Consider the following 21,178-nt stretch of genomic DNA (forward strand, 5'->3'; position numbering starts at 1 on the left):
ATCAATGGAAGGCCAGTTGAAAGGCTCATCTTAGAGGTGCTCAGGCTTCGGGGTCGCCAAGTCAGGCCAGCCTTAAGCAAACCCTAAGCGCGCCTTAAGGAGCGCGTAACCCGGGAGATACACACTGCGCTAAACACCCAGAGGCTGTCCCCCATGGAAGCGCTTGCCGAACTCTCCCTCAGTCTGGTCGAAGGCCCCATCCGCCCCGATCTGTGCCGCGATGAAGTCCTCGCCGATCTGTTCGAGGCCACCGCGGCGCGGGCGCCCGAGCGGCCCGCCCTGCTCGAAGGCGAGCGCAGCTTGAGTTACGGCGAACTGAACGCCTGGGCCGATCGCGCCGCCTCGCGGCTGCTGGCCGCCGGTGCCGGGCCTGGCCGCGTGGTCGGCCTCTGGCTGCCGCGCGGTATCGAGCTGCTGGTGATGCAGCTGGCCATCGCCAAGACCGGCGCCGCGTGGTTGCCCTGCGATGCCGAAACCCCGGCCGATCGCGTGGCCCTGTGCCTGGAAGATGCCCAGGCGGTGGGCGTGATCACCGGGGCGCCCTTCGCCGATCTGCTGGCGCGTCCCGGGCTCGGCTGCTGGACCCCCGACGAGCTGAGCGTCGGCCTGGCCCAGGGCGAGATCCTGCGCCGGCGTGGCCAGGTCTCCCCGGACCACCTGGCCTACCTGATCTACACCTCCGGCTCCACCGGCAAACCCAAAGGCATCGGCATTCGCCAGGACAGCATCTGCCACTTCCTGCGCAGCGAGAATTCGCTGCTCGGCATCGAGGCCGGCGACCGGGTCTACCAGGGGTTCTCGGTGGCCTTCGACATGTCCTTCGAAGAGATCTGGATCAGCTACCTGGTGGGCGCCACCCTCTGGCTGGCGCCGCGGGAGATCACCGCCGACCCCGAGGCCCTGGCCCGCGCCCTGACCGCCCATCGCATCAGCGTGCTGCACGTGGTGCCGACCCTGTTGGCGCTGTTGCCGGAAGACGTCCCCAGCCTGCGCCTGATCAACCTCGGCGGCGAGATGTGCCCCGAGCCCCTGGTGGCGCGCTGGAGTCGGCCGCAGCGGCGGCTGTTCAACACCTATGGCCCGAGCGAGGCCACTGTCTCCGCTAGTCTGGCGCAACTGCAACCGGGCGAGCTGGTGACCATCGGCCGGCCGCTGCCCAACTACAGCCTGCTGGTGGTGCACGCCGATGCCAGCCTGCCGCTGGCGCTGCTGCCACGCGATCAGGTGGGCGAACTCTGCATCACCGGTCCGGGCGTGGCGGATGGCTACCTGGGGCGGCCGGAACTGACCGCCGAGAAATTCCTGCCCAATCCCTGGAGCACTGGCAGCCACGACCTCAAGCTCTATCGCACCGGTGACCTGGCGCGGGTCGACGAACACGGCCAGGTGCACTGCCTGGGCCGCGTCGACGACCAGGTGAAGATCCGCGGTTATCGCGTCGAACTGGGCGAGATCGAAGCCACCCTGGCGCGGCAACCCGGCGTCGGGACCGTGGCCGTGGTGCTACGCGAAGAAGGCGGGGTGGAGCAACTGGTGGCCTTCCTGGTCGGCGATGGCGGTCCGCTACCGCGCAGCGACCTGCTGCGCACCGAGCTGGCCGGCTGCTTGCCGCTGTACATGGTGCCCAGCCGTTTCGAGTGGCTCGGCGAGATGCCGCGACTGAACTCCGGCAAGATCGACCGCAAGCAACTGCGTGCCCGTCCCCTGGCCATCGCCGCCGTGGCGCCGACCGCCGCCGCCAGCGGCGCCCTGGGTGCGCTCCTGGCGGCTACCGCCGAGCTGTTTCCCGGCCAGGCGCTGCACGCCGAGATGGATTTCTTCGATGACCTGGGCGGTCACTCGCTGTTCGCTGCCCGCCTGGTTTCGCGCCTGCGTGACAATCCGCGCTATGCCAGCGCCACGGTCAAGGCGGTCTATGCCGGTCGCACCCTGGGCGCCATCGCCGAGGCCCTGGAGGCCGACGCCGCCGCGGCTGGCCAGGCCACCGCCACCGAGGCCTGGGCACCGCCCAGCCGCTGGCGGCGCTGGCGTTGCGGCCTGGCCCAAGCGGTGGCCCTGCCGCCGCTGCTGACCCTGCGCCTGGGACGCTGGTTGGCACCCTTTCTGGCCTTCCCGCTGCTGATCCATTCCGGCACCGCGCTGCCCCTGGCCATGCTGACCGCCCTGAGTCTGTTCGTCCTCGCCATCGGCCTGGAATTCGCCGTCGCCGTGGTGGGCAAGCGCCTCACCGGCCGCCTGCAGCCCGGTCGTTATCCGCTGTGGGGCCTGACCTACTACCGCTGGTGGCTGGGTGAGCGCTTTCTCGCCCTGGCGCCGACCTATCTGCTCAGTGGCTCGCCGTTGGCCCGTGGCTGGCTACGGCTGCTGGGCGCCCAGGTCGGTGCCGAGGCCTTCGTCGGCACCCTGACCCTGCGCGTCCCCGAGTTGCTGACCCTGGGGCAGGGCGCCAGCCTGGGCAACGGCGTCAACTTCGAAAACGCCCGGGTGCTGCGCGGCGAGCTGCTGCTCGGCGCCGTGACCCTGGGTCGCGAAGCCCAGGTCGGCTCCTATGCCATCCTCGAAGGCGACACCGCCCTCGGAGACGGCGCACGCCTACAGGCCCAATCCGCCCTGCGCAGCGGGCAGCGCGTCCCGGCCGGACGCCACTGGGGCGGCGCGCCGGCCCATGACCAGGGCGCCGCCGGTGCCCGCGTCCTGCCGCCGACCCCGGTGTCCCGTGCCCAGCGTGCCGTACTGAAAGGGCTCTATGCCCTCAGCGGTCTGGTGGTCTCGGTGCTGTTCTTCATGCCGCTGTTTCCCCTGGCGCTGCTGATCGACGAACTGGAAAGCTTTGGTGGACTGCCCTGGTGGCACACCTCTTCGCTGATGCTCGATGCCCTGCAATACGGCGTACTGGCCCTGCCGCTGGGCGTGGTCAGCGTTGCCCTGACCCTGCTCGGCTGCGCCCTGGCGCGCCGGCTGATCCTGCCGCGGCTGGACGAAGGCCAGTGGTCGGTCGACAGCCTCTTCTACTGGCGCAAGTGGCTGGCCAACCTGATCCAGGAGTCGGCACTGCAAAGCCTGCAGGGCCTCTATGCCACCGTTTATTCGGCGCTCTGGTATCGCCTGCTGGGTGCTCGGGTCGGTCGCGATGCGGAGATTTCAACCGCCCAGGGCCCAGTCTCCTCGCTGCTGGAACTGGGCGCCGAGACCTTTATCGCCGATGCCGTGATGCTCGGCGACGAACAGGTGGCCCAGGGCTGGATGACCCTCAAGCGCACCTCCATCGCCCGCCGCAGTTTCGTCGGCAACGGCGCCTATGTCGCCGACGGCTGCCATATCCCCGAAGACGCCCTGATCGGTGTCCTGGGTCGACTCGACGAAGGCGTGCCCCTGCGCCAGGGCGAAACCTGGCTCGGCTCGCCGGCGGTCCGGCTGCCGGCGCGCGAAACCCTCACCGGTTACCCGGAAAGCCTGACCTTCCGCCCGGCACCCTGGCGCCGGGTGGCGCGTGGTCTGATCGAGGCTCTGCGCATCGTGCTGCCCACCGGCTTCACCGTCGCAGCCGGCTGCGCCATCGCCGAAGCCCTGGTACCGCTGTGGCAGGCCGGTGCCTGGCTGCTACTGCTCGGCGAGACCCTGCTGGCCGGCAGCGCCTTCGCCCTGGCCAGCTTCCTGGTGGTACTGGGGCTCAAGTGGCTGGTGGTCGGTCGTTATCGCCCACGCTCGGCGCCCATGTGGACCTTCTTCGTCTGGCGCAGCGAGGCCATCACCAGCCTCTACGAAACCCTGGCGGTGCCCAATCTGCTCGGCACCCTGCGTGGCACGCCCTGGCTGCCGCTGGCGCTGCGCCTGCTCGGCGCCCGACTGGGCCGGGGCACCTACCTGGATACCACCGACCTCACCGAATTCGACTGCGTGCGCCTCGGTGACCATGGCGAACTCAATGCCCTGGCCGGGCCCCAGACCCACCTGTTCGAAGATCGGGTGATGAAGGTGGGCGAAGTCGAGCTGGGGGCCGGGGTCAACCTGGGGCCGCGCAGCGTGGTGCTCTATGGCGCCCGCGTCGGCGACAACGTGGAGCTGGGCCCGCTGTCACTGGTGATGAAGGGCGAAACCCTGCCGGGTCGCTCGCGCTGGGAGGGTAACCCCGTTCAGCCCCGGCGCTAGGACTGTCACACAACCATAAAGACAGCCCCGGATACTCCGCCCCGTACAACAATGACGGGGCAAGGCGATGACGGCGTGGGTACGACGGATCAGGATTGGACGGACCGGCTGGCTGCTGGTCTTGGCGCTGCTGCTGGCACTGGGGGTGACCCAGGGCCTGCGCAGCAGCCATCTGGACAGCCAGTTGCTGTTCTGGGTCGGCCAGCAGTGGCAGAGCGAACCCCGAACCTCCTTGGAACTCGGTCGCTACCGGGTGGCGGTGGAAGCCAAGCCGGTGGCCGGCGTCACCGAGAATCTGTCCGACCTCAGCTATGACCCGGAGCGGGATCGCCTCTGGGCGGTGGTCAACAATCCGCCGGAGTTGCTGGCCCTGAGCCGGGACGGCGAGCTGCTGCAACGCCATCGCCTGGAAGGCTTCGACGACGTCGAAGGCGTGACCTACCTGGGCAACGACCGCCTGCTGCTGGCGGAAGAGGGCGCCAACGCCCTGACCCTGGTAGGCATCCCCGAGGGTGACGACGTGCTCCGGCGCAAGGACTATCGCAGCCTGACGCTGGATCTCTTCCCCCGCGCCAACCAGGGCTTCGAAGGCCTGGACTACGACGCCGCCCGCGATCGGCTGTTCCTGGTCAAGGAGCACTCACCGCGCAAGCTCTATGAGATCCGTGGCCTGCTCAAGAGCTTCGATGGCGACTTCGCCCTGCGCATCATCGACCGCCAGGCCTGGCTGGACCAGGCGCCGAGCACCGGCGATCTCTCCGCGGTCCACGTCGATCGCCGTACCGGTCACCTGCTGCTGCTCAGCGACGAGTCACGGGTGTTGATCGAACTCGACGACCAGGGCCATACCCTGGATACCCGTTCCCTGGTGGCGCCCTTCGGCGGCCTGTCACGGCGGATCCGCCAGCCCGAGGGTGTCACCCTGGATACCGCCGGCAACCTCTATGTGGTCAGCGAGCCTAACCTGTTCTATCGCTACCAGAAGCGCTGAAACAGGTGCTTGGACTCAAGACTGCTCGATACCGGTGGAGGGGTCGTAGATCAAGCTAACCAGATCGGCCACCTCGGTTAGCGAGCCCCTCATCGCCATCGCTCGATCAAAGCCATGAAAGTGCTCAGGCGCACCTTGGCGCAAAAAGGCAAAAGCCGCTTTCGGACCCGGATAATAGAGTCCCCGCACCGCGAAATAGTCTTCCAGCAGGGAGAACAGCAGCCAGTGAAGCCGATAGTGACCTTCGGCATCGTCGCGTGCTGCCCGGCGCAACATGCGCCGCGCCCACTGTTGCCGGTGGAGACGTTCATCGGTTGACAGCGCTACGGTCTGTTCTGCTACTAGCTCTTCCACCTGGGCAAGCACCTGCTCGCCAAACCGTTCGCGCTGGAACAAGACTCGGCCGCCCTTTAGCCGAACCCAACTGGCATTGGGTCGTGCAGCGGTCGCATCAATCCAGCCATCCACATATAGGCCCTGCCAGTCCGTGGGCAAGCGGATCGGGGCGTCCGTATCCCGGAACCCTAGTACATCCAGATCGCTGTCAGGCTCCCAGTCGCCACGAGCGCGCGAGCCGTAGAGGATAGCGGTATGACAGCCGTAGTCGTGGCGCAGCACTTTGGCAAGGGCTGCCACCAGCGTGGCGTTGTCCGCCGCTGAACAACGAGCCATTCAGACGCCGCCCAGTCGCTCCAGCACGGCGGGGGTGTCCTGGGCGCCCATGGCGCGGGCCACGCTCAGCGCCGTGTTGCCGGCGGCGTCCCGGGCCTTGGGATCGGCGCCGCGGGCGACCAGCAATTCCACCATCTGCACGTGATTGAACATGGCCGCCATCATCAGCGCGGTCTTGCCGTCGGGCATGGCGCCCTCCACGGCGGCGCCGTGCTCCAGCAGCAGTTCGGCCATCGGCAGGTTGCTCTTGAAGGCCGCCCCGGCCAGGGGCGACTGGCCCATGTCGTTGGCCAGATTCGGATCGGCCCGGTGCTCCAGCAGGACGCGACTGGCCTCCAGGTGACCGTGGTAGCTGGCCAGCATCAGCAGGCTGTCGCCCTTGTGATTGCGCAGATTGGGCGTCAGCCCCTTGTCCAGTACCAGGGCCAGCACCTCGGCATTGCCGGTGCGCGCAAGGTTGAACACCTCGGTGGCGAATTCCTGGGCTTCTTCATCGGTCATGCGCTGGGGACCGTCTGCGGTCATGGGGTTCTCCTGGGCTAAAGGCGGGCGGGACCCTCGGGGTCCCGGACGATAGGAGGGCAGACCCGAACGGCAAGGGGGAGTTCTCTCGCGGCGGCGAAAGAAGGCCGCCGCGAGCCGGCTAACCGAAGGTCGCGTGGGTCTCGGCAAAGGCCTGCAGCTCCGCCACGCTGTAGTTGCCGACCATCAGCACCGGGCCGTGGGCAGTGCCTATATGGGCCGGCAGGGTATCGAGAAAGCCACCGGTAGGTGTCACGCCCAGGTTGGTGTACTCGGCGGCCGGCAGGTGGAATTCGGCGATCAGTCGCACTGCCTCGGCCAATCCGGCAGTGACGCTGACCGGATGCAGGGCGGCATCCACCGGCGTGACCTGGCCGCCGTTGTCGCCGCTGAACAGGTGGCCCACCTTGGCCGCCGCCTCGGCCAGGTCCTGCTGATCCGCCTGGGCGCCGATCAGGAACAGCGAGCCATAGTGCGGCAGGCTGCCACCGCCCTCGGCCTGGCTGACGAAGCTGGGCGCGAAGGGTTGCTCGCCACGGATGTCGGAACTGTAGTTGGCCACTGGATCACCGAGGGTGACCACGTTGACGAAGTTGCCTCCCTGGCCCACCGCGTGCAGGTCACGCGGAATCCCCGAGGCTTCGAAGCTGATGCCGCCCAGACCGGTCTGCTGGGCAACGTATTCCGCCGAGATGCCACCCAGGGAGTGACCGGTGACGAAGATGTCCTGGGTGCCATAACCCTGTTTGGCCGCCGCCTCGATCACCTGGTGGGCGAAGTCCAGCGACTGGTGCTGGGCGCTGGACACCTGCTGGCCGAGGATCTGCAGATCGCTCAGAAGGCCACCGGCGGTGGAGAGGGGATCGATCAGCAGGTTCTCGCCGCGGGTGGTGCCAGCATAGGTGATGAGTACCTGGTTCTCGGCGGTGATCCAGGTGTGGGCCGTCGCGCCGTTGAGCGAGTTGTGCAATGTCAGCTGATGGCCATCGACCAGGAAGGGCCGCATGCCGTCGGGCGTGCCACCCAGCACGTACTCGCTGATGGCGCCGTTGAGAAATTCGCTGACGGTGGGGGTGCTGGACGAGGCGGTCTGCTGCAGCGGCGCGACCTCGGCACTCTTCAGCGTGTGCACATAGGTGAAGTTGCCGAGGCTGACGATGTCGCTGTGGTCGAACAGGCCATCGCTGGCCCAGAGGGAGGTTTTCTTGGACATGACGGCACCTTTGTTGTTGTCGAAGGCGGTGGACGTGGTGGCCAGGGCGCTGCCGTCGGCGTCGTGGGCGGACGGTCGGGCAAGCACTCGATTTCCATCCTAGGACGGGCTCTGGCACGCGGCAAACCGGGAACCCGGGGGTCATTTCCAGACGGCCGAGGTCTGGGCCCAGCCGCCTGCGGTCATGGCTGGCGGCGCCTGCGGCAGCTCCTTGGGTCTGCCAGTACCCTGGTCGACCCGTCGTGGGTTCGGGCTACACTGGGGGTCGACTCGACCCAAGAGGCTTTCATGACCGCCATCCGCCTGCCATCCATCGACCGCCTGCTGCGCCATCCCGCTTCGCGTCCGCTGGAGGAGCGGCACGGTCGCGAGCAGGTGCTTGGCGGCTACCGGTCCCTGCTGGACGATCTGCGCGAGGCCTTGAGAGCGGGCACCCTGGCCGCCGTGGAGGTGGAGGAGGGCGTTCTGGCCGGACGCCTGGGCGAGCGCCTGGCGCTGAGCAGTCAGCCGCGGGTGCGGCGGGTGTTCAACCTCACCGGCACGGTGTTGCACACCAACCTGGGGCGGGCCCTGCTGGCGGAAGAGGCCATCGCCGCGGTGAGCGAGGCCGCGCGTCAGCCGATGAATCTGGAATTCGACCTGGCCACCGGCAAGCGCGGCGATCGCGACGACCTGGTGGCCGACCTGGTACGCGAACTGACCGGCGCCGAGGCGGTGACCGTGGTCAACAATAACGCCGCGGCGGTCCTGCTGGCCCTGCATGCCATAGGCGCACGCAAGGAAGGGGTGCTGTCCCGTGGCGAGCTGATCGAGATCGGTGGCGCCTTCCGCATTCCCGACATCATGGCCCGCGCCGGGGTCAAGCTGGTGGAAGTGGGCACCACCAATCGCACCCATGCGCGCGACTACGAGGCGGCCATCGGGCCGCGTACCGCACTGCTGATGCGCGTGCACACCAGCAACTACAGCGTCCAGGGTTTCACCGCCAGCGTCGCCACGCCCGAGCTGGCCGCCATCGCCCGCGCCCATGAGGTTCCGCTGCTGGAAGACCTGGGTAGCGGCACCCTGGTGGACCTGACCCGCTGGGGCCTGCCCGCCGAACCCACGGTGCAGCAGGCCCTGCGCGATGGCGCGGACCTGGTGACCTTCAGTGGCGACAAGCTGCTTGGCGGACCCCAGTGCGGCCTCATCGTCGGCCGGCGCGACCTCATCGAACGCATCAAGAAGAATCCGCTCAAGCGCGCCCTGCGGGTAGACAAGCTGACCCTGGCCGCCCTGGAAGCGACCCTGGCGCTCTATCGCGATCCGGATCGCTTGGCCGAGCGGCTGCCCAGCCTGCGTCTGCTATCTCGCCCGGCGGCTGACATCACCGCCCAGGCCGAGCGCCTGCTGCCATCCTTCGCCGCCGTCCTGGGTACGAACTATGCGGTAAGCGTGGAACCGGCATTGGGCATGATCGGCAGCGGCGCCCAGCCAGTGGCGCGGCTCCCCGGCGCGGCGCTGTGCTGTCGTCCCCAGGTCAGCAAGCGCCTGCGTGGGCGCGCCTTGCGGCAACTGGAAGAGGGCCTGCGCCAGCTCCCCATTCCGGTGGTGGGCCGCATCGACGCCGATGCGCTCTGGCTGGACCTGCGCCAGCTCGACGACGAAGCCGCCTTTCTCGCGCAACTGCCAGCGCTGCTGCTGCCGGAGATTCGCTAAGAGCCTGTTCAAAGGCTCGCGAGCTAGAGCCAAACAAGGCCTCGGCGGCCCCGCGAAAAGGCCTGAGGAAGCGGACCGGGCTCGCGAACGAGTTTACGAGTAGTAAATGAGCATTCCGATGGTCTTTTCAACGCCGTTTGGCCGACGCGCAGCAGCCTTTGAATAGGCTCTAACGAACGACCCAGCGCTGCCGGGCCCAATTGCTCAGCAGATCTACGCCCAGCACCAGCACCAGCATGCCGAGGATCACGGTGGCGGCCTGGGCCTGCTGGAACAGGCTCAGGCTGAAATACAGCTGCTGCCCCAGGCCGCCGGCGCCGACGAAACCGAGGATGCTGGCCATGCGGATATTGTTTTCCCAGCGATAGAGCAGATAGGCCAGCAACTGCGGCCAGACCGCCGGCAGGGTGCCGTAGAGAAAGGCCGTCAGCGCGCCGCCGCCGGCCAGGCGGATGGCCTCGGCCGGTGCCTTGGGGGTGTTTTCCAGGGCTTCGGCGAACAATCGGCCAAGCACCCCGGCGGTGTGCAGGGCCAGCGCCAGGGTGCCGGCGTTGGGGCCGAGTCCGGCGGCCAGTACCATCAGTGCCGCCCAGACCAGTTCGGGAACGGCACGCAGGGCGTTGAGCAGCAGTCGCGCCAGCGCCAGGGCGGCCAGGCCGAAGCGGCCGGCCGCCGGCAAGGCCAGCAGCAGCCCCAGCAGCCCGGCGAGCAGGGTACCCAGGGCCGACATCGCCAGGGTTTCCACCGCGCCCCGGGCCACGGCCGACAGCTGGCCGACGGAGAAATCCGGCTTGAGGAAATCGGCCAGGAAGCTACCCATCTGACCCAGGGCGCGGGCGCTCAGCAATTCACCGAAGGCGGTGCCCAGGTAGCTGATGGACACCAGCAGGGCGGTGCCCATCGCCACTACCGTCAACAGCCCGGGGCCACGGCCTTGGCCGCGCTCCACCTGGCGCAGCAGCCGGCTCAGCACATCGGCCAACAGCACCAGCACCAAGAAGGTCAGCAGCAGGCTGGCCACCTCGCCACCGGCGAACATGCGTAGCGACAGGTCGACCTGCTGGCCGAGGCCGCCAGCGCCGACGAAGCCCATCACCACCGAGGCGCGGATGGCGCACTCCCAGCGGTAGACGCTATAGGAAATCATCTCGCCTGCTGCATTGGGCAGCACGCCATAGACGAAGGCCTGCAGGCGCCCGGCGCCTTGCAGTAGCAGGGCCCGCGCCGGGCGGGGATCGACCGATTCGAAGATCTCCGCATAGACCTTGCCCAGCATGCCGCCGTAGGTGATGGCGATGGCCAGCACCCCCGCCGTGGGGCCCAGGCCGACGGCGCGGACGAACAGCAGCGCCCAGACGATCTCCGGCACGCTGCGAAGGACGATCAGTACCCCGCGGACCAGCCCGCGGAGCAGGCGCGGCAACCGACCGGGGCGACCGGCGCGGGGCAGGGCGGAAATCGACAGCGCGCGGGTGGCCAGCAGGGCAGCGGGCAGGGCGATCAGTGCCGCCAGGGCCATGCCCAAGGTGGCGATGGCCAGGGTTTCCAGGGTGGCGCGACCCAGCACGGCGAGAAAGTCGGCGTCATGGGCCGGGGGCCAGAAGCCGGCGAGAAAGTTGCCCATGGTGCGGGCATTGTCGCCGGTGAAGAGGCCCAGCAGATCGAATTCCGCCAGGCGCAGCGTCGGCCAGGCCAGCACCAGGGCCAGCAGGGTGAGCAGCAGGCGGGGCCGGGCAGCGGGGTCCCGACGAGGCGGATTCAGCATCGTGGCAGATCGAGCGGTGTCTCGGCCGGAGTCGGCGCGGCGGGCGATAGAGTGGAGCTCAGACCGTCATTGGCATAGAGCGCCGCGAGATCGGCCTCGCTCACCGCGCTGGCGGGCTTGTCCCACAGCAGCCGGCCGGCACGCAGACCGAGGATGCGCGGAAAGCGCTGCAGCGCCAGTTCGACGTTGTGCAGGCTGGTGACCAGGGTGCTGCCCTGGCGCCCGGCGGCGTCACGCAGCACCTCCAGGGTATGGCCGGCCAGCACCGGGTCCATGGCCGACACGGGTTCGTCGGCGAGCAGCAGCTGCGGTTGCTGGTAGAGCGCCCGGGCGATGCCGATGCGCTGCAGCTGGCCACCGGACAACTGATCGCAGGAGGCGTAGAGACGGTCGGCGAGATCCAGCGGCGCCAGGGCCGCAGCGGCACCGGCGCGATCCAGGGGATGCACCAGGCTGACCAGGCTACGCGCCAGCGACCACTGGCCGAGCCGTCCGGCCAGCACCGCGGTGATGACTCTCTGGCGTGCGGGCAGCGGCGGGGCCTGGTGGATGAGACCGATACGGGCGCGCAGCTGGCGCCGCGCGCGGTTGCCCAGCGTCCAGGGATCTTCCCCGAGTAGCTCCAGCTGACCCGTCACAGGCCGCAGCCCGGTGGCCAGCAGCCGCAGCAGGCTGGTCTTGCCCGCCCCGGACGGGCCGATCAGGGCGACCTGCTCACCCTGTTCCAGGTGCAGGTCGAGATCGGCCAGGGCGGGCGAGCCGTCGGCGTGTACCAGCGTCACGCCCCTGAGGGCGAGACTCACTTGAGCAGGCCGGCTGCCAGGGCGGAAGCCTCGATGCTCTTGTAGTTGTCCGGCGAGGTCGGCACGAAGCGGCTGGCCGCCTGCAGGTCGAGGATCGCCTTGTCCGCCGGCTTGGCCGGGTCCAGGTCGAGGAAGGCCTGCTTGATCTTGGCCGCCAGTTGCGGATCCAGATTGCCCCGCACCGTCCAGTTGTAGTCGTAGTAGGCTGGGGTGGTGGCGATCACCCGCACCTTGCTGGTGTCGACCTTGCCGGCGTCGACCAGCTTCTTCCACACCGAGGCATTGAGCACCCCGGCATCGGCCTTGCCCGCGGCAACCCAGGCGACGGTGGCGTCGTGGGCGCCGGAATAGGCTACCCGCGAGAAGAACTGCTCGGGAACGATGCCGTCCTGCTGCATGAAGTAGCGCGGCATCAGGCTGCCCGAAGTGGAGGAGACCGAACCGAAGGCGAAGGTCTTGCCCTTGAGGTCCTGCAGGCTCTTCACGGCCGGGTCGGCGGTGATGAATTTGCTGGTGAACTGCTGATCTTCCTCGCGCTGTACCAGGGGATTCATCGGCGCCTTACGCTGCGCCTGGACGAAGGTGAAGCCACCGAACCAGGCCAGGTCCAGTCGATCCGACGCCATGGCTTCCACCACGCCGGCATAGTCGGACACCGGCACGAACTTGACCGGCATGCCCAGGCGTTGCTCCAGGTATTCGCCCAGCGGCTTGAACTTGCGGATCAGCTCGGTGGGCGCCTCGTCGGGAATGGCCGAGACGCGCAGTTCGTCGGCGGCATGGGAAAGCAGGGACGTCAGGGACAGGGCCAGGCCTGCTGCCAGGGCCAGCGAACGCTTGAGCATGGGTTTCTCCGGTTCAATAGCGGAAAAAAAGGGGCTGCAGTATAGGGGGTGACACTCGATTGCGCAGCCGTCACGGGGCCGGAGGCCTTGCCGGAACGTGCGGCGCAGCGACGGAAACGCTCTAGACGGCGACTGCGCGGCAGACTCGAAGCAGCGTTCGAGTCCGCCAGGGAGGGGGAGATTAGCCGGCAGGCGCTCAGGTCTCGTCGAAGAAGCGCTCGTTCCAGTCCACCAGGGGTTGTGGCGAATTGAGCTTCTGCCCGTAGATCACCGCGTAGGCCAGCACGTTCTGCACGTATTGCCGCGTCTCGTCGAAGGGAATGGTCTCCACCCAGACATCGAAGGCCAGGTGGCGGGCGCCGTTCAGCCAGCGCTTCACCCGGCCCGGGCCGGCGTTGTAGGCGGCCGAGGCCAGCACGCGGTTGCCGTTGAACTGGGCATGGACCATGGACAGATAGGCGGTGCCCAGCTGGATGTTCTTTTCCGGGGTCAGCGCCTGCTGCGGCGAGGCCAGGGGAATGGCGAACTTGCTGGCGGTATGGCTGGCGGTGGCCGGCATCAGCTGCATCAGCCCCATGGCGCCCACGCCGGAGCGCGCATCGGCCATGAAACCGCTCTCCTGGCGGGTGATGGCGAACACCCAGCTGCTGTGCAGGCCGCGGGTCTGGGCCTCGCGCACGAAGCTCTCGCGATAGGCGATGGGGAAGCGGATATCCAGGTCGTCCCAGTACTTGGCCAGGCTGATGGTGCGAATCGCCGGGAAATACCACTGCATGTCGTAGGCCATGCGCGCCTGGGCCACCAGTTCGTCACGGTTGAAGTGCCGGCTGACGTAGAACCACTCGCGGCGGGCATTGATCGGCTCGCCGCGAGCGATGAATTCCAAGGCCCGCTGCACGCCCGGGGTGTTGCGTACCTTGCGCTTGAGGGCGTCGCTGAGCACCAGCGGCTTGTTGTTGAGCTGATAGGGCGCCTTGCTGCGGTCGGCAGCGAGAAAGCCGTAATAGTCACGCTCGCGACTGACTTCGGCGTATTCGCGCAGCACCGCCGGACTCTGCGGCTGGATCAGCTCCAAGGTGCGGGCGCGCCAGTATTCCCAGCGATTGGCCTTGGCCAGACTGGGTGGAAAGCGCTCGATCAGGGCATGGGCATCGCTCCAGCGACCCAGGCGTAGGAGCAATCGGGCGCGCCATTCGCTGACGTCATCGTCACGCAGCTCGGGATCGTAACGCTCCATCAACGGCAGGGCGCGCGGATCGAAGTTCTTCGCCAGGGTCAGGCCGATCTGGCGGGCGATGGCGACCTTTTCGTCGCGGGTGAAGGGCATGCGCTGGCTGTAGACATCCAGCAGACCCATGGCCTGTTCCGGATCCTGGCGCGCCAGCTTGCGCAGGCCCAGGCCGACCACGTCGGCGAGGCTCTCGCTGGCCGGGGCGAAGGCCTGGACATTGGCGATCTGCTGCGGCTTCTGCGCCACGTCGATCAGCCGCTGGGCCTGGCCGGACAGCGTCGGCAACTGGGCGGAGAGGGTGCGCACCAGGCCGTATTCGCCCTTGTCAGCGGCCAGCTTGGCGCGCTCCCAGACCCGCTCCTCGGTGAGCTGGCCGCGCGCCGCCCAGGCCTGGAACAGGCCGTCGCAGCTGGTCGGCTGGGCCTTGCCCACCAGCCAGTACTTCTCCGCGAGCTTGAAGCCCTCGCTGGCATTGCCCTGGGCGATCAGGTACTGGCCGTGCAGGCAATCCAGTTCGGTGAAGTTGTAGTCGGGCGAATAGTATTTCTCGAAGCGATTCCAGTCGCCGCGATCGGCCAGGCTGCGCAGCCAGCGCAGACGCAGCCAGTTGGACTGCGGCAGATCGCCGTGCTCGGCGAGAAAGGTCTCGATCTCGGCGTCGCTGGCGCCGGGGACGCGCTTGATCAGCTCGTCGTAGGCCAGGTAGGGCTCCAGCGGATAGGTGCGCAATTCGCCGCGATTGGCCAGGTAAACGCTGGCGTCGCCGCGATCCAGCGCCGCCTTGGCCTGGTCGTAGAGTTGCCGCTGCTGCTCTAGGGGAGCGGCTTGCGAGGTGGTGGAGCCGATCAGGGGAGCGAGGAGCAGGGGCAGGATGACGAACAGGCGACCGCGCATGGGAATTCCGTAAAAGCTGAATGCGGAGGAGGCGGCGCGCCAGGCTCAGGGCCAGCGGCCGACCGTCACGGGGCAGTCTAGCTTACGTGCCGGCGCCAGGCGGCGAAAGCGTCGGCCATGGCCTGCCGTCGGGCGGTCCGGGCGTTTCGCCGGGTCGCGTCGACCGGCGCCGGGGTAGGCGTCTCTGCTAGACTGGCTGGCCTTTTTCGCGGAGAAACCCATGGCGCTGCTCAAGTTCACCAACGTATCCCTGGCCTTTGGCGTCACCCCCTTGCTGGACGGGGTGTCCTGGCAGATCGAACGGGGCGAGCGGGTATGCATCATCGGCCGCAACGGCACCGGCAAATCCAGCCTCCTGCGCATCGTCAAGGGCGAGCAGCAGGCCGACGACGGCGAGGTCTGGCGCGCGCCGGCGCTGAAGATCGGCGAGCTGCCGCAGGAATTGCCGCGCGCCGACGACCGCTCGGTGTTCGACGTGGTGGCCGCCGGCCTGGCGGGCGTCGGCGAGCTGCTTGCCGAATACCATCACCTGACCCAGGACACCAGTGGCGAGCTGGACATGGACCGCCTCATGCACGTCCAGCAGGAGCTGGAGGCCCGTGATGGCTGGCGCCTGCAGCAACTGGTGGAAAGCACCCTGAGCCGGCTGCAGCTGCCGGCGGAAAAGACCCTCGCCGAACTGTCCGGTGGCTGGCGGCGGCGCGTGCTGCTGGCTCAGGCCCTGGTGGCCGAGCCCGATCTGCTGCTGCTCGACGAGCCCACCAACCACCTGGACATCGGTGCCATCGCCTGGCTGGAAGACGCCCTGCGCGGCTATCCCGGCGCCGTGCTGTTCATCACCCACGACCGCGCCTTCCTCCAGGCGCTGGCCACCCGCATCCTCGAACTGGACCGCGGCAACCTGATCGACTGGCAGGGCGACTACGCCAGCTTCCTGGTGCACAAGGAGCAGCAGCTGGCGGCGGAAGAGACCGCCAATGCCCTGTTCGACAAGCGCCTGGCCCAGGAAGAGGTCTGGATCCGCCAGGGCATCAAGGCTCGGCGGACCCGCAACGAAGGCCGGGTCCGTGCCCTCAAGGCCATGCGCAACGAACGCAGCGAGCGCCGCGAGCGCCAGGGCAAGGCCAATCTATTGCTGGAAACGGCCGACAAGTCCGGCAAGCAGGTCATCCTCGCCGAGCACATGAGCTATGCCCACCCCGGCGGCGAGCCGCTCATCCGCGACCTGACCCTGCTGATCCAGCGTGGCGATCGCATCGGCCTGCTCGGCCCCAATGGCTCGGGCAAGACCACCCTGCTCAAGCTGCTGCTGGGTGACCTGCAGCCCACCACCGGCAAGATCCAGTACGGCACCAAGCTGGAGATCGCCTACTTCGACCAGCTGCGCCTGCAACTGGAGCCGGAGAAGACGGTGATCGACAACCTCGCCGAGGGTCGCGAATTCATCACCATCAACGGCCAGGATCGCCATGTGCTGAGCTACCTGGGCGATTTCCTGTTCAGCCCCCAGCGTGCCCGTACCCCGGTCAAGGCACTGTCCGGTGGCGAGCGCGCGCGCCTGCTGCTGGCCAAGCTGTTCAGCAAGCCGGCCAACCTGCTGGTGCTGGACGAACCCACCAACGACCTCGACGTCGAGACCCTGGAACTGCTCGAAGAGGTGCTGCTGAGTTTCGAGGGCACCGTGCTGATGGTCAGCCACGACCGGGCTTTCCTCGACAACGTGGTGACCAGCACCCTGGTGTTCGAAGGGGAAGGGCGGGTACGGGAGTACGTCGGTGGCTACCAGGATTGGCTGCGCCAGGGTGGCTCACCGCGCCTGCTGGGCGTACAAACCCGCGAAGACAAGCCGGTACAGCCGGCCGCCAAGGCCGAGCCTGCTCCTGTGGCGGCACCCGCAGCCGCGCCGGCCAAGCGCAAGCTCAGCTACAAGGAGCAGCGTGAGCTGGACGCCCTGCCAGGCGCCATCGAAACCGCGGAGATCGAACTGGAAGCCCTGCAGACCGCGATTGCCGATCCCGGCTTCTACCAGCTGCCGGGCGAGGTCACCCAGGCCAAGCTGGCCCGCATGGACGCGCTGCAGGCCGAACTGGATCGCCTCATCGAGCGCTGGGCCGAGTTGGAGTGATCCAACCCGGCCGCGGGATCAGGTCTTGTCCTTGTTCAGGGCCACCGCCAGGGTATCGCAGGGCGCGCCGTGCAGCAGGTCGTTGGACGTCGAGCCCAGCAGCAGCGCCAGGCCGTGACGACCATGGCTGCCGACCACGATCAGGTCGCAGCCCTGCTCCTTGGCCATGCGGTGGATCTCCTGGCGCGGCTGCCCATAGGCCAGCACGCAATTGCCAGCCAACTCGGCGTACTGGGTGGTGAAGCCATCCAGCCGCTCGCGCGCCTGCTCGATCTGCTGCTGCTGCAGCGACGACAGATCCATGGGCACATCACCGCCAAAGGCCATGGCCATGGGCTCGACCACGTGCACCAGGGACACCTTGCTGCCACAGCACTGACCCAGGGCCACGGCGCGGCGGATCACCGGCTGGCAATCGTCGGTCAGGTCGACGGCAACCAATATGTGTTGGTAGGCCATACACATCTCTCCTTCATGATGGGGCGCCAGACCGTACCGTGGCTGGCGCTCGATTCGCAGGCTTCAGGTTCTGCCTGGAAAGAACCGGCTGTCGCTCGGCAGCTGTTCAGGCAGAGGCTCGCCCACTTGTAGTTTCGACTCCAGGAGTCGGGGATAGCTCCACGGCTATCTTGCACAGAAGCGCGCCAAGCTCAAGCGCCCGCCACGCGAACCCCCGCTCGCGCTTTCCCCATGCGTCCCAATTGACAAGCGCCCGCTTTTGCCAGAAGGTTGTGCGAGCCGTTCAAACGGTTGTATGAATTTTCGCCCCGGCCCGGCCGGTGCCCTCCAAAGAACAATATCGGGGCTGGCGATTCTCGGCTTCCACCAAGCCGCCGCCCGCTTCGCGACCAGGACTCAAGGGAGACCCGCTGATGATTTTCGAAGGCAAAGCCCTTTCGGTGCGCGACGTGGAGGACGGCATCGCCGAACTTCGCTTCGACCTCCAAGGCGAATCGGTCAACAAGTTCAGCGCCATCACCCTGCGCGAATTCCGCCAGGCCGTGGATGCCCTGAAAGCCCACGCCGGCCTGCGCGGCGTCATCGTCACCAGCGGCAAGGACGTCTTCATCGTCGGCGCCGACATCACCGAATTCGTCGAGATGTTCGGCCGGCCGACCGAAGAACTGCAGGCCGGCATCGCCGAGATCAACCGCATCTTCAACGACTTCGAAGACCTGCCGGTACCCACCGTGGCCGCCGTGGGCGGCATCGCTCTGGGTGGCGGTTGCGAGATGACCCTGGCCGCCGACTACCGGGTGCTGAGCACCGCGGCGCGCATCGGCCTGCCGGAAGTCAAGCTGGGCATCTATCCGGGCTGGGGCGGCACCGTCCGCCTGCCGCGCCTGATCGGCAGCGACAACGCCATCGAGTGGATCGCGTCGGGCAAGGAAAACGACGCCGCCACCGCCCTCAAGGTCGGCGTGGCCGATGCCGTGGTCGCCCCCGAGCACCTGTTCGACGCCGCCCTGGACCTGGTCCGCCGCGCCGCCGCCGGCGAGCTGGACTACCGCGCCAAGCGCAAGCCCAAGCTGGAAAAGCTGCAGCTCAATGCCATCGAAGCCATGATGGCCTTCGAATCGGCCAAGGGCTTCGTCGCCAGCCAGGCCGGTCCGCACTATCCAGCACCGCTGGAAGCCATCAAGGCCATCCAGAAGTCCGCCAACTACGGCCGCGACAAGGCGCTGGAAGTCGAGGGCGCCGGTTTCGCCAAGATGGCCCAGACCTCGGTCTCGGCCAGCCTGGTCGGCCTCTTCCTCAATGACCAGGCGCTCAAGCGCAAGGCCAAGGTGCTGGAGAAGCAGGCCGCACCGGTCAAGCTGACCAGCGTGCTGGGCGCCGGCATCATGGGTGGCGGCATCGCCTACCAGTCCGCGCTCAAGGGCACCCCAATCCTGATGAAGGACATTCGCGACGAAGCCCTGGAGCTGGGGCTGAGCGAAGCCAGCAAGTTGCTCAACAAGCGCGTCGAGAAGGGCCGCCTTGAGCCGGCGAAGATGGCCGAGGCGCTCAATCGCATCCGCCCGACGCTGTCCTATGGCGACTTCAAGAGCGTCGACTTGGTGGTCGAGGCCGTGGTCGAGAATCCCAAGGTCAAGCAGGCCGTGCTGGCCGAGGTGGAAGGCCAGGTGCGCGAGGACGCCATCCTCACCTCCAACACCTCCACCATTTCCATCAGCCTGCTGGCCCAGGCGCTCAAGCGTCCGGAAAACTTCTGCGGCATGCACTTCTTCAACCCGGTGCACATGATGCCCCTGGTCGAGGTGATCCGCGGCGAGAAGACCAGCGAGAAGGCCATTGCCACCACCGTGGCCTATGCCCGCCAGATGGGCAAGAACCCCATCGTGGTCAACGACTGCCCCGGCTTCCTGGTCAACCGCATCCTCTTCCCCTACTTCGGCGGCTTCGCCGCGCTGCTGGCCCAGGGGGCCGATTTCCAGCGCGTCGACCGGCTGATGGAGAAATTCGGCTGGCCCATGGGCCCGGCCTACCTGATGGACGTGGTCGGCATGGACACCGCCCACCACGCCCGCGACGTCATGGCCGAGGGCTTCCCCGAGCGCATGAAGGAAAGCCGCAAGACCGCGGTGGACGCCCTTTACGAAGCCCAGCGCTTCGGCCAGAAGAACGGCAAGGGTTTCTACGTCTACGAGACCGACAAGAAGGGCAAGCCGAAGAAGGTCGCCGACCCGGCCGTGGCCGAGGTGCTGGCACCCGTCACCTACGAGCAGCGTGAATTCACCGACGAGGAGATCGTCGAGCGGATGATGGTGCCGCTGTGTCTGGAAGCCGTGCGCTGCCTGGAAGACGGCATCGTCGAAAGCGCCGCCGAGGCCGACATGGGCCTGATCTACGGCATCGGCTTCCCGCCCTTCCGTGGCGGTGCGCTGCGCTACATCGACAGCCTTGGCGTGGCCGAATTCGTCGCCATGGCCGACAAGTACGCCGACCTCGGGCCGCTGTACCACCCGACCCCCAAACTCCGCGAAATGGCCGCCGCTGGCCAACGCTTCTTCGGTTGAGCCTGGAGTAAAGAAATGAGTCTGAATCCGAGAGACGTCGTCATCGTCGACTTCGCCCGCACGCCCATGGGCCGTTCCAAGGGCGGCATGCACCGCAACACCCGCGCCGAGACCCTGTCCGCGCGGCTGATCGACGCGGTCCTCGACCGCAACCCCCAGGTCAACCCGGCCGAGGTGGAAGACGTGATCTGGGGCTGCGTCAACCAGACCCTGGAACAGGGCTGGAACATCGCCCGCATGGCCTCGCTGCTGACCCGCATCCCCCATACCAGCGGCGCCCAGACGGTGAGCCGCCTGTGCGGTTCCTCCATGAGCGCCCTGCACACCGCCGCCCAGGCGATCCAGACCGGCAACGGCGACGTCTTCGTCGTCGGCGGGGTGGAGCACATGGGCCACGTCGGCATGATGCACGGCGTCGATCCGAATCCCCAGCTGTCGCTGCACGCCGCCAAGGCCTCCGGCATGATGGGCCTGACCGCCGAGATGCTGGGCAAGATGCACGGCATCACCCGCGAGGCCCAGGACCAGTTCGGCTACCGCTCTCATCAACTGGCCTGGAAGGCGACCCAGGAAGGCAAGTTCAAGGACGAGATCATTCCCCTGGAAGGTCACGACGAGAACGGCTTCCTCAAGGTCTTCAGCCAGGACGAGACCATCCGTCCGGAAACCACCCTCGAAGGACTGGCGGCCTTGAAGCCGGCCTTCAACCCGAAGGGCGGGACCGTGACCGCCGGCACCTCCTCGCAGATCACTGATGGCGCCTCCTGCATGCTGGTCATGTCCGCCCAGCGCGCCCAGGACCTGGGCCTGCAACCGCTGGCTAAGATCCGCTCCATGGCGGTGGCCGGCGTCGACCCGGCGATCATGGGCTACGGTCCGGTCCCGGCCTCGCAGAAGGCGCTCAAGCGTGCCGGCCTGACCATCGCCGACATCGATTTCATCGAGCTCAACGAAGCCTTCGCCGCCCAGGCTCTGCCGGTGCTCAAGGACCTCAAGGTGCTCGACAAGATGGAGGAAAAGGTCAATCTGCACGGGGGCGCCATTGCCCTGGGTCACCCCTTCGGTTGCTCTGGCGCCAGAATTTCAGGCACGCTGTTAAATGTCATGAAACAGAATGACGGCACCTTCGGCCTGGCCACCATGTGCGTGGGGCTTGGCCAGGGCATCACCACGGTGTTCGAACGCCTGCGCTGATCCGCCGCAGCGTGCGTCATCCGACCGGGGCGCCCCCAGGGCTGCCCCGGTTTTCT

The 21,178-nt window shown here is 67.5% G+C and carries 14 protein-coding genes and 1 pseudogene; 6 read left to right on the forward strand and 9 right to left on the reverse strand.

Going from position 1 to position 21,178, the window contains the following annotated elements; all coding sequences use genetic code 11:
• Window positions 1–153: 153 nt before the first annotated feature.
• Window positions 154–4,149, forward strand: a complete 3,996-nt coding sequence (locus NRG74_RS00345; protein ID WP_257705461.1) for a Pls/PosA family non-ribosomal peptide synthetase — start codon at window positions 154–156, stop codon at window positions 4,147–4,149.
• A 67-nt stretch (window positions 4,150–4,216) separates the two neighbouring features.
• The gene (locus NRG74_RS00350) at window positions 4,217–5,140 is read left to right on the forward strand and encodes an SdiA-regulated domain-containing protein (protein WP_437181165.1); all 924 of its coding nucleotides are present in this window, start codon (window positions 4,217–4,219) and stop codon (window positions 5,138–5,140) included.
• 15 nt (window positions 5,141–5,155) lie between these two features.
• Here NRG74_RS00350 and NRG74_RS00355 read toward each other — a convergent pair whose 3' ends face one another.
• The 3 genes from NRG74_RS00355 to NRG74_RS00365 form a co-directional block, all read right to left on the reverse strand.
• Entirely contained in the window at window positions 5,156–5,812 is a 657-nt protein-coding gene (locus NRG74_RS00355) for a nucleotidyltransferase domain-containing protein (protein ID WP_257705463.1), read from the reverse strand.
• On the reverse strand, window positions 5,813–6,337 hold the full coding sequence (locus NRG74_RS00360; RefSeq protein ID WP_257705464.1) for an ankyrin repeat domain-containing protein: 525 nt from the start codon (window positions 6,335–6,337) through the stop codon (window positions 5,813–5,815).
• 118 nt (window positions 6,338–6,455) lie between these two features.
• The gene (locus tag NRG74_RS00365; protein ID WP_257705465.1) at window positions 6,456–7,634 is read right to left on the reverse strand and encodes a hypothetical protein; all 1,179 of its coding nucleotides are present in this window, start codon (window positions 7,632–7,634) and stop codon (window positions 6,456–6,458) included.
• A gap of 201 nt (window positions 7,635–7,835) precedes the next feature.
• On the opposite strand from NRG74_RS00365, the gene selA reads away from it, so the two are divergent.
• Entirely contained in the window at window positions 7,836–9,245 is a 1,410-nt protein-coding gene (gene selA, locus NRG74_RS00370) for an L-seryl-tRNA(Sec) selenium transferase (RefSeq protein WP_257705466.1), read from the forward strand.
• Between the two features lie 169 nt (window positions 9,246–9,414).
• Here the strand turns inward: selA and phnE are convergent, their stop codons facing one another.
• The 5 genes and pseudogenes from phnE to NRG74_RS00395 all read right to left on the reverse strand — a co-directional run bounded on the left by phnE (window position 9,415) and on the right by NRG74_RS00395 (window position 14,783).
• Window positions 9,415–10,146: a phosphonate ABC transporter, permease protein PhnE gene (gene phnE, locus NRG74_RS00375; RefSeq protein ID WP_257706544.1), complete on the reverse strand. Its 732-nt coding sequence runs from the start codon at window positions 10,144–10,146 to the stop codon at window positions 9,415–9,417.
• A gap of 51 nt (window positions 10,147–10,197) precedes the next feature.
• A pseudogene (locus tag NRG74_RS00380) lies at window positions 10,198–11,010 on the reverse strand (PhnE/PtxC family ABC transporter permease); the annotation flags it as partial.
• Window positions 11,004–11,813, reverse strand: a complete 810-nt coding sequence (locus NRG74_RS00385; protein ID WP_160923256.1) for a phosphonate ABC transporter ATP-binding protein — start codon at window positions 11,811–11,813, stop codon at window positions 11,004–11,006. The gene NRG74_RS00385 and the pseudogene NRG74_RS00380, both read right to left, overlap by 7 nt.
• Window positions 11,810–12,658, reverse strand: a complete 849-nt coding sequence (locus NRG74_RS00390) for a putative selenate ABC transporter substrate-binding protein (RefSeq protein ID WP_231354494.1) — start codon at window positions 12,656–12,658, stop codon at window positions 11,810–11,812. The genes NRG74_RS00385 and NRG74_RS00390 overlap by 4 nt, the downstream gene beginning before the upstream one ends.
• A 196-nt stretch (window positions 12,659–12,854) precedes the next feature.
• Window positions 12,855–14,783: a transglycosylase SLT domain-containing protein gene (locus NRG74_RS00395; RefSeq protein WP_257705467.1), complete on the reverse strand. Its 1,929-nt coding sequence runs from the start codon at window positions 14,781–14,783 to the stop codon at window positions 12,855–12,857.
• A 220-nt stretch (window positions 14,784–15,003) separates the two neighbouring features.
• Here NRG74_RS00395 and NRG74_RS00400 point away from each other — a divergent pair, with 220 nt between their 5' ends.
• Window positions 15,004–16,908: an ATP-binding cassette domain-containing protein gene (locus NRG74_RS00400; RefSeq protein WP_017639787.1), complete on the forward strand. Its 1,905-nt coding sequence runs from the start codon at window positions 15,004–15,006 to the stop codon at window positions 16,906–16,908.
• 18 nt (window positions 16,909–16,926) lie between these two features.
• Here NRG74_RS00400 and NRG74_RS00405 read toward each other — a convergent pair whose 3' ends face one another.
• Window positions 16,927–17,367: a universal stress protein gene (locus tag NRG74_RS00405; protein WP_017639786.1), complete on the reverse strand. Its 441-nt coding sequence runs from the start codon at window positions 17,365–17,367 to the stop codon at window positions 16,927–16,929.
• Between the two features lie 413 nt (window positions 17,368–17,780).
• On the opposite strand from NRG74_RS00405, the gene fadB reads away from it, so the two are divergent.
• Both fadB and fadA read left to right on the forward strand, forming a co-directional pair.
• Entirely contained in the window at window positions 17,781–19,928 is a 2,148-nt protein-coding gene (gene fadB / locus NRG74_RS00410) for a fatty acid oxidation complex subunit alpha FadB (protein ID WP_027598372.1), read from the forward strand.
• Window positions 19,929–19,943: 15 nt separating this feature from the next.
• A complete protein-coding gene (fadA, locus tag NRG74_RS00415; RefSeq protein ID WP_017639784.1) occupies window positions 19,944–21,122 on the forward strand; it encodes an acetyl-CoA C-acyltransferase FadA in 1,179 nt (392 codons plus the stop codon).
• Window positions 21,123–21,178 lie beyond the last annotated feature (56 nt).

The organism is Pseudomonas oryzihabitans (assembly GCF_024652905.1).
Lineage (GTDB): Bacteria > Pseudomonadota > Gammaproteobacteria > Pseudomonadales > Pseudomonadaceae > Chryseomonas > Chryseomonas benzopyrenica.

What these genes read in the sequence shown, in the direction of transcription:
- NRG74_RS00405 (WP_017639786.1), bottom strand. Translation starts at nt 17,367, where the DNA reads ATGGCCTACCAACACATATTGGTTGCCGTCGACCTGACCGACGATTGC.
- NRG74_RS00350 (WP_437181165.1), top strand. Translation starts at nt 4,217, where the DNA reads ATGACGGCGTGGGTACGACGGATCAGGATTGGACGGACCGGCTGGCTG.
- NRG74_RS00345 (WP_257705461.1), top strand. Translation starts at nt 154, where the DNA reads ATGGAAGCGCTTGCCGAACTCTCCCTCAGTCTGGTCGAAGGCCCCATC.
- fadB (WP_027598372.1), top strand. Translation starts at nt 17,781, where the DNA reads ATGATTTTCGAAGGCAAAGCCCTTTCGGTGCGCGACGTGGAGGACGGC.
- phnE (WP_257706544.1), bottom strand. Translation starts at nt 10,146, where the DNA reads ATGGGCACCGCCCTGCTGGTGTCCATCAGCTACCTGGGCACCGCCTTC.
- NRG74_RS00360 (WP_257705464.1), bottom strand. Translation starts at nt 6,337, where the DNA reads ATGACCGCAGACGGTCCCCAGCGCATGACCGATGAAGAAGCCCAGGAA.
- NRG74_RS00400 (WP_017639787.1), top strand. Translation starts at nt 15,004, where the DNA reads ATGGCGCTGCTCAAGTTCACCAACGTATCCCTGGCCTTTGGCGTCACC.
- NRG74_RS00395 (WP_257705467.1), bottom strand. Translation starts at nt 14,783, where the DNA reads ATGCGCGGTCGCCTGTTCGTCATCCTGCCCCTGCTCCTCGCTCCCCTG.
- selA (WP_257705466.1), top strand. Translation starts at nt 7,836, where the DNA reads ATGACCGCCATCCGCCTGCCATCCATCGACCGCCTGCTGCGCCATCCC.
- NRG74_RS00355 (WP_257705463.1), bottom strand. Translation starts at nt 5,812, where the DNA reads ATGGCTCGTTGTTCAGCGGCGGACAACGCCACGCTGGTGGCAGCCCTT.
- fadA (WP_017639784.1), top strand. Translation starts at nt 19,944, where the DNA reads ATGAGTCTGAATCCGAGAGACGTCGTCATCGTCGACTTCGCCCGCACG.
- NRG74_RS00390 (WP_231354494.1), bottom strand. Translation starts at nt 12,658, where the DNA reads ATGCTCAAGCGTTCGCTGGCCCTGGCAGCAGGCCTGGCCCTGTCCCTG.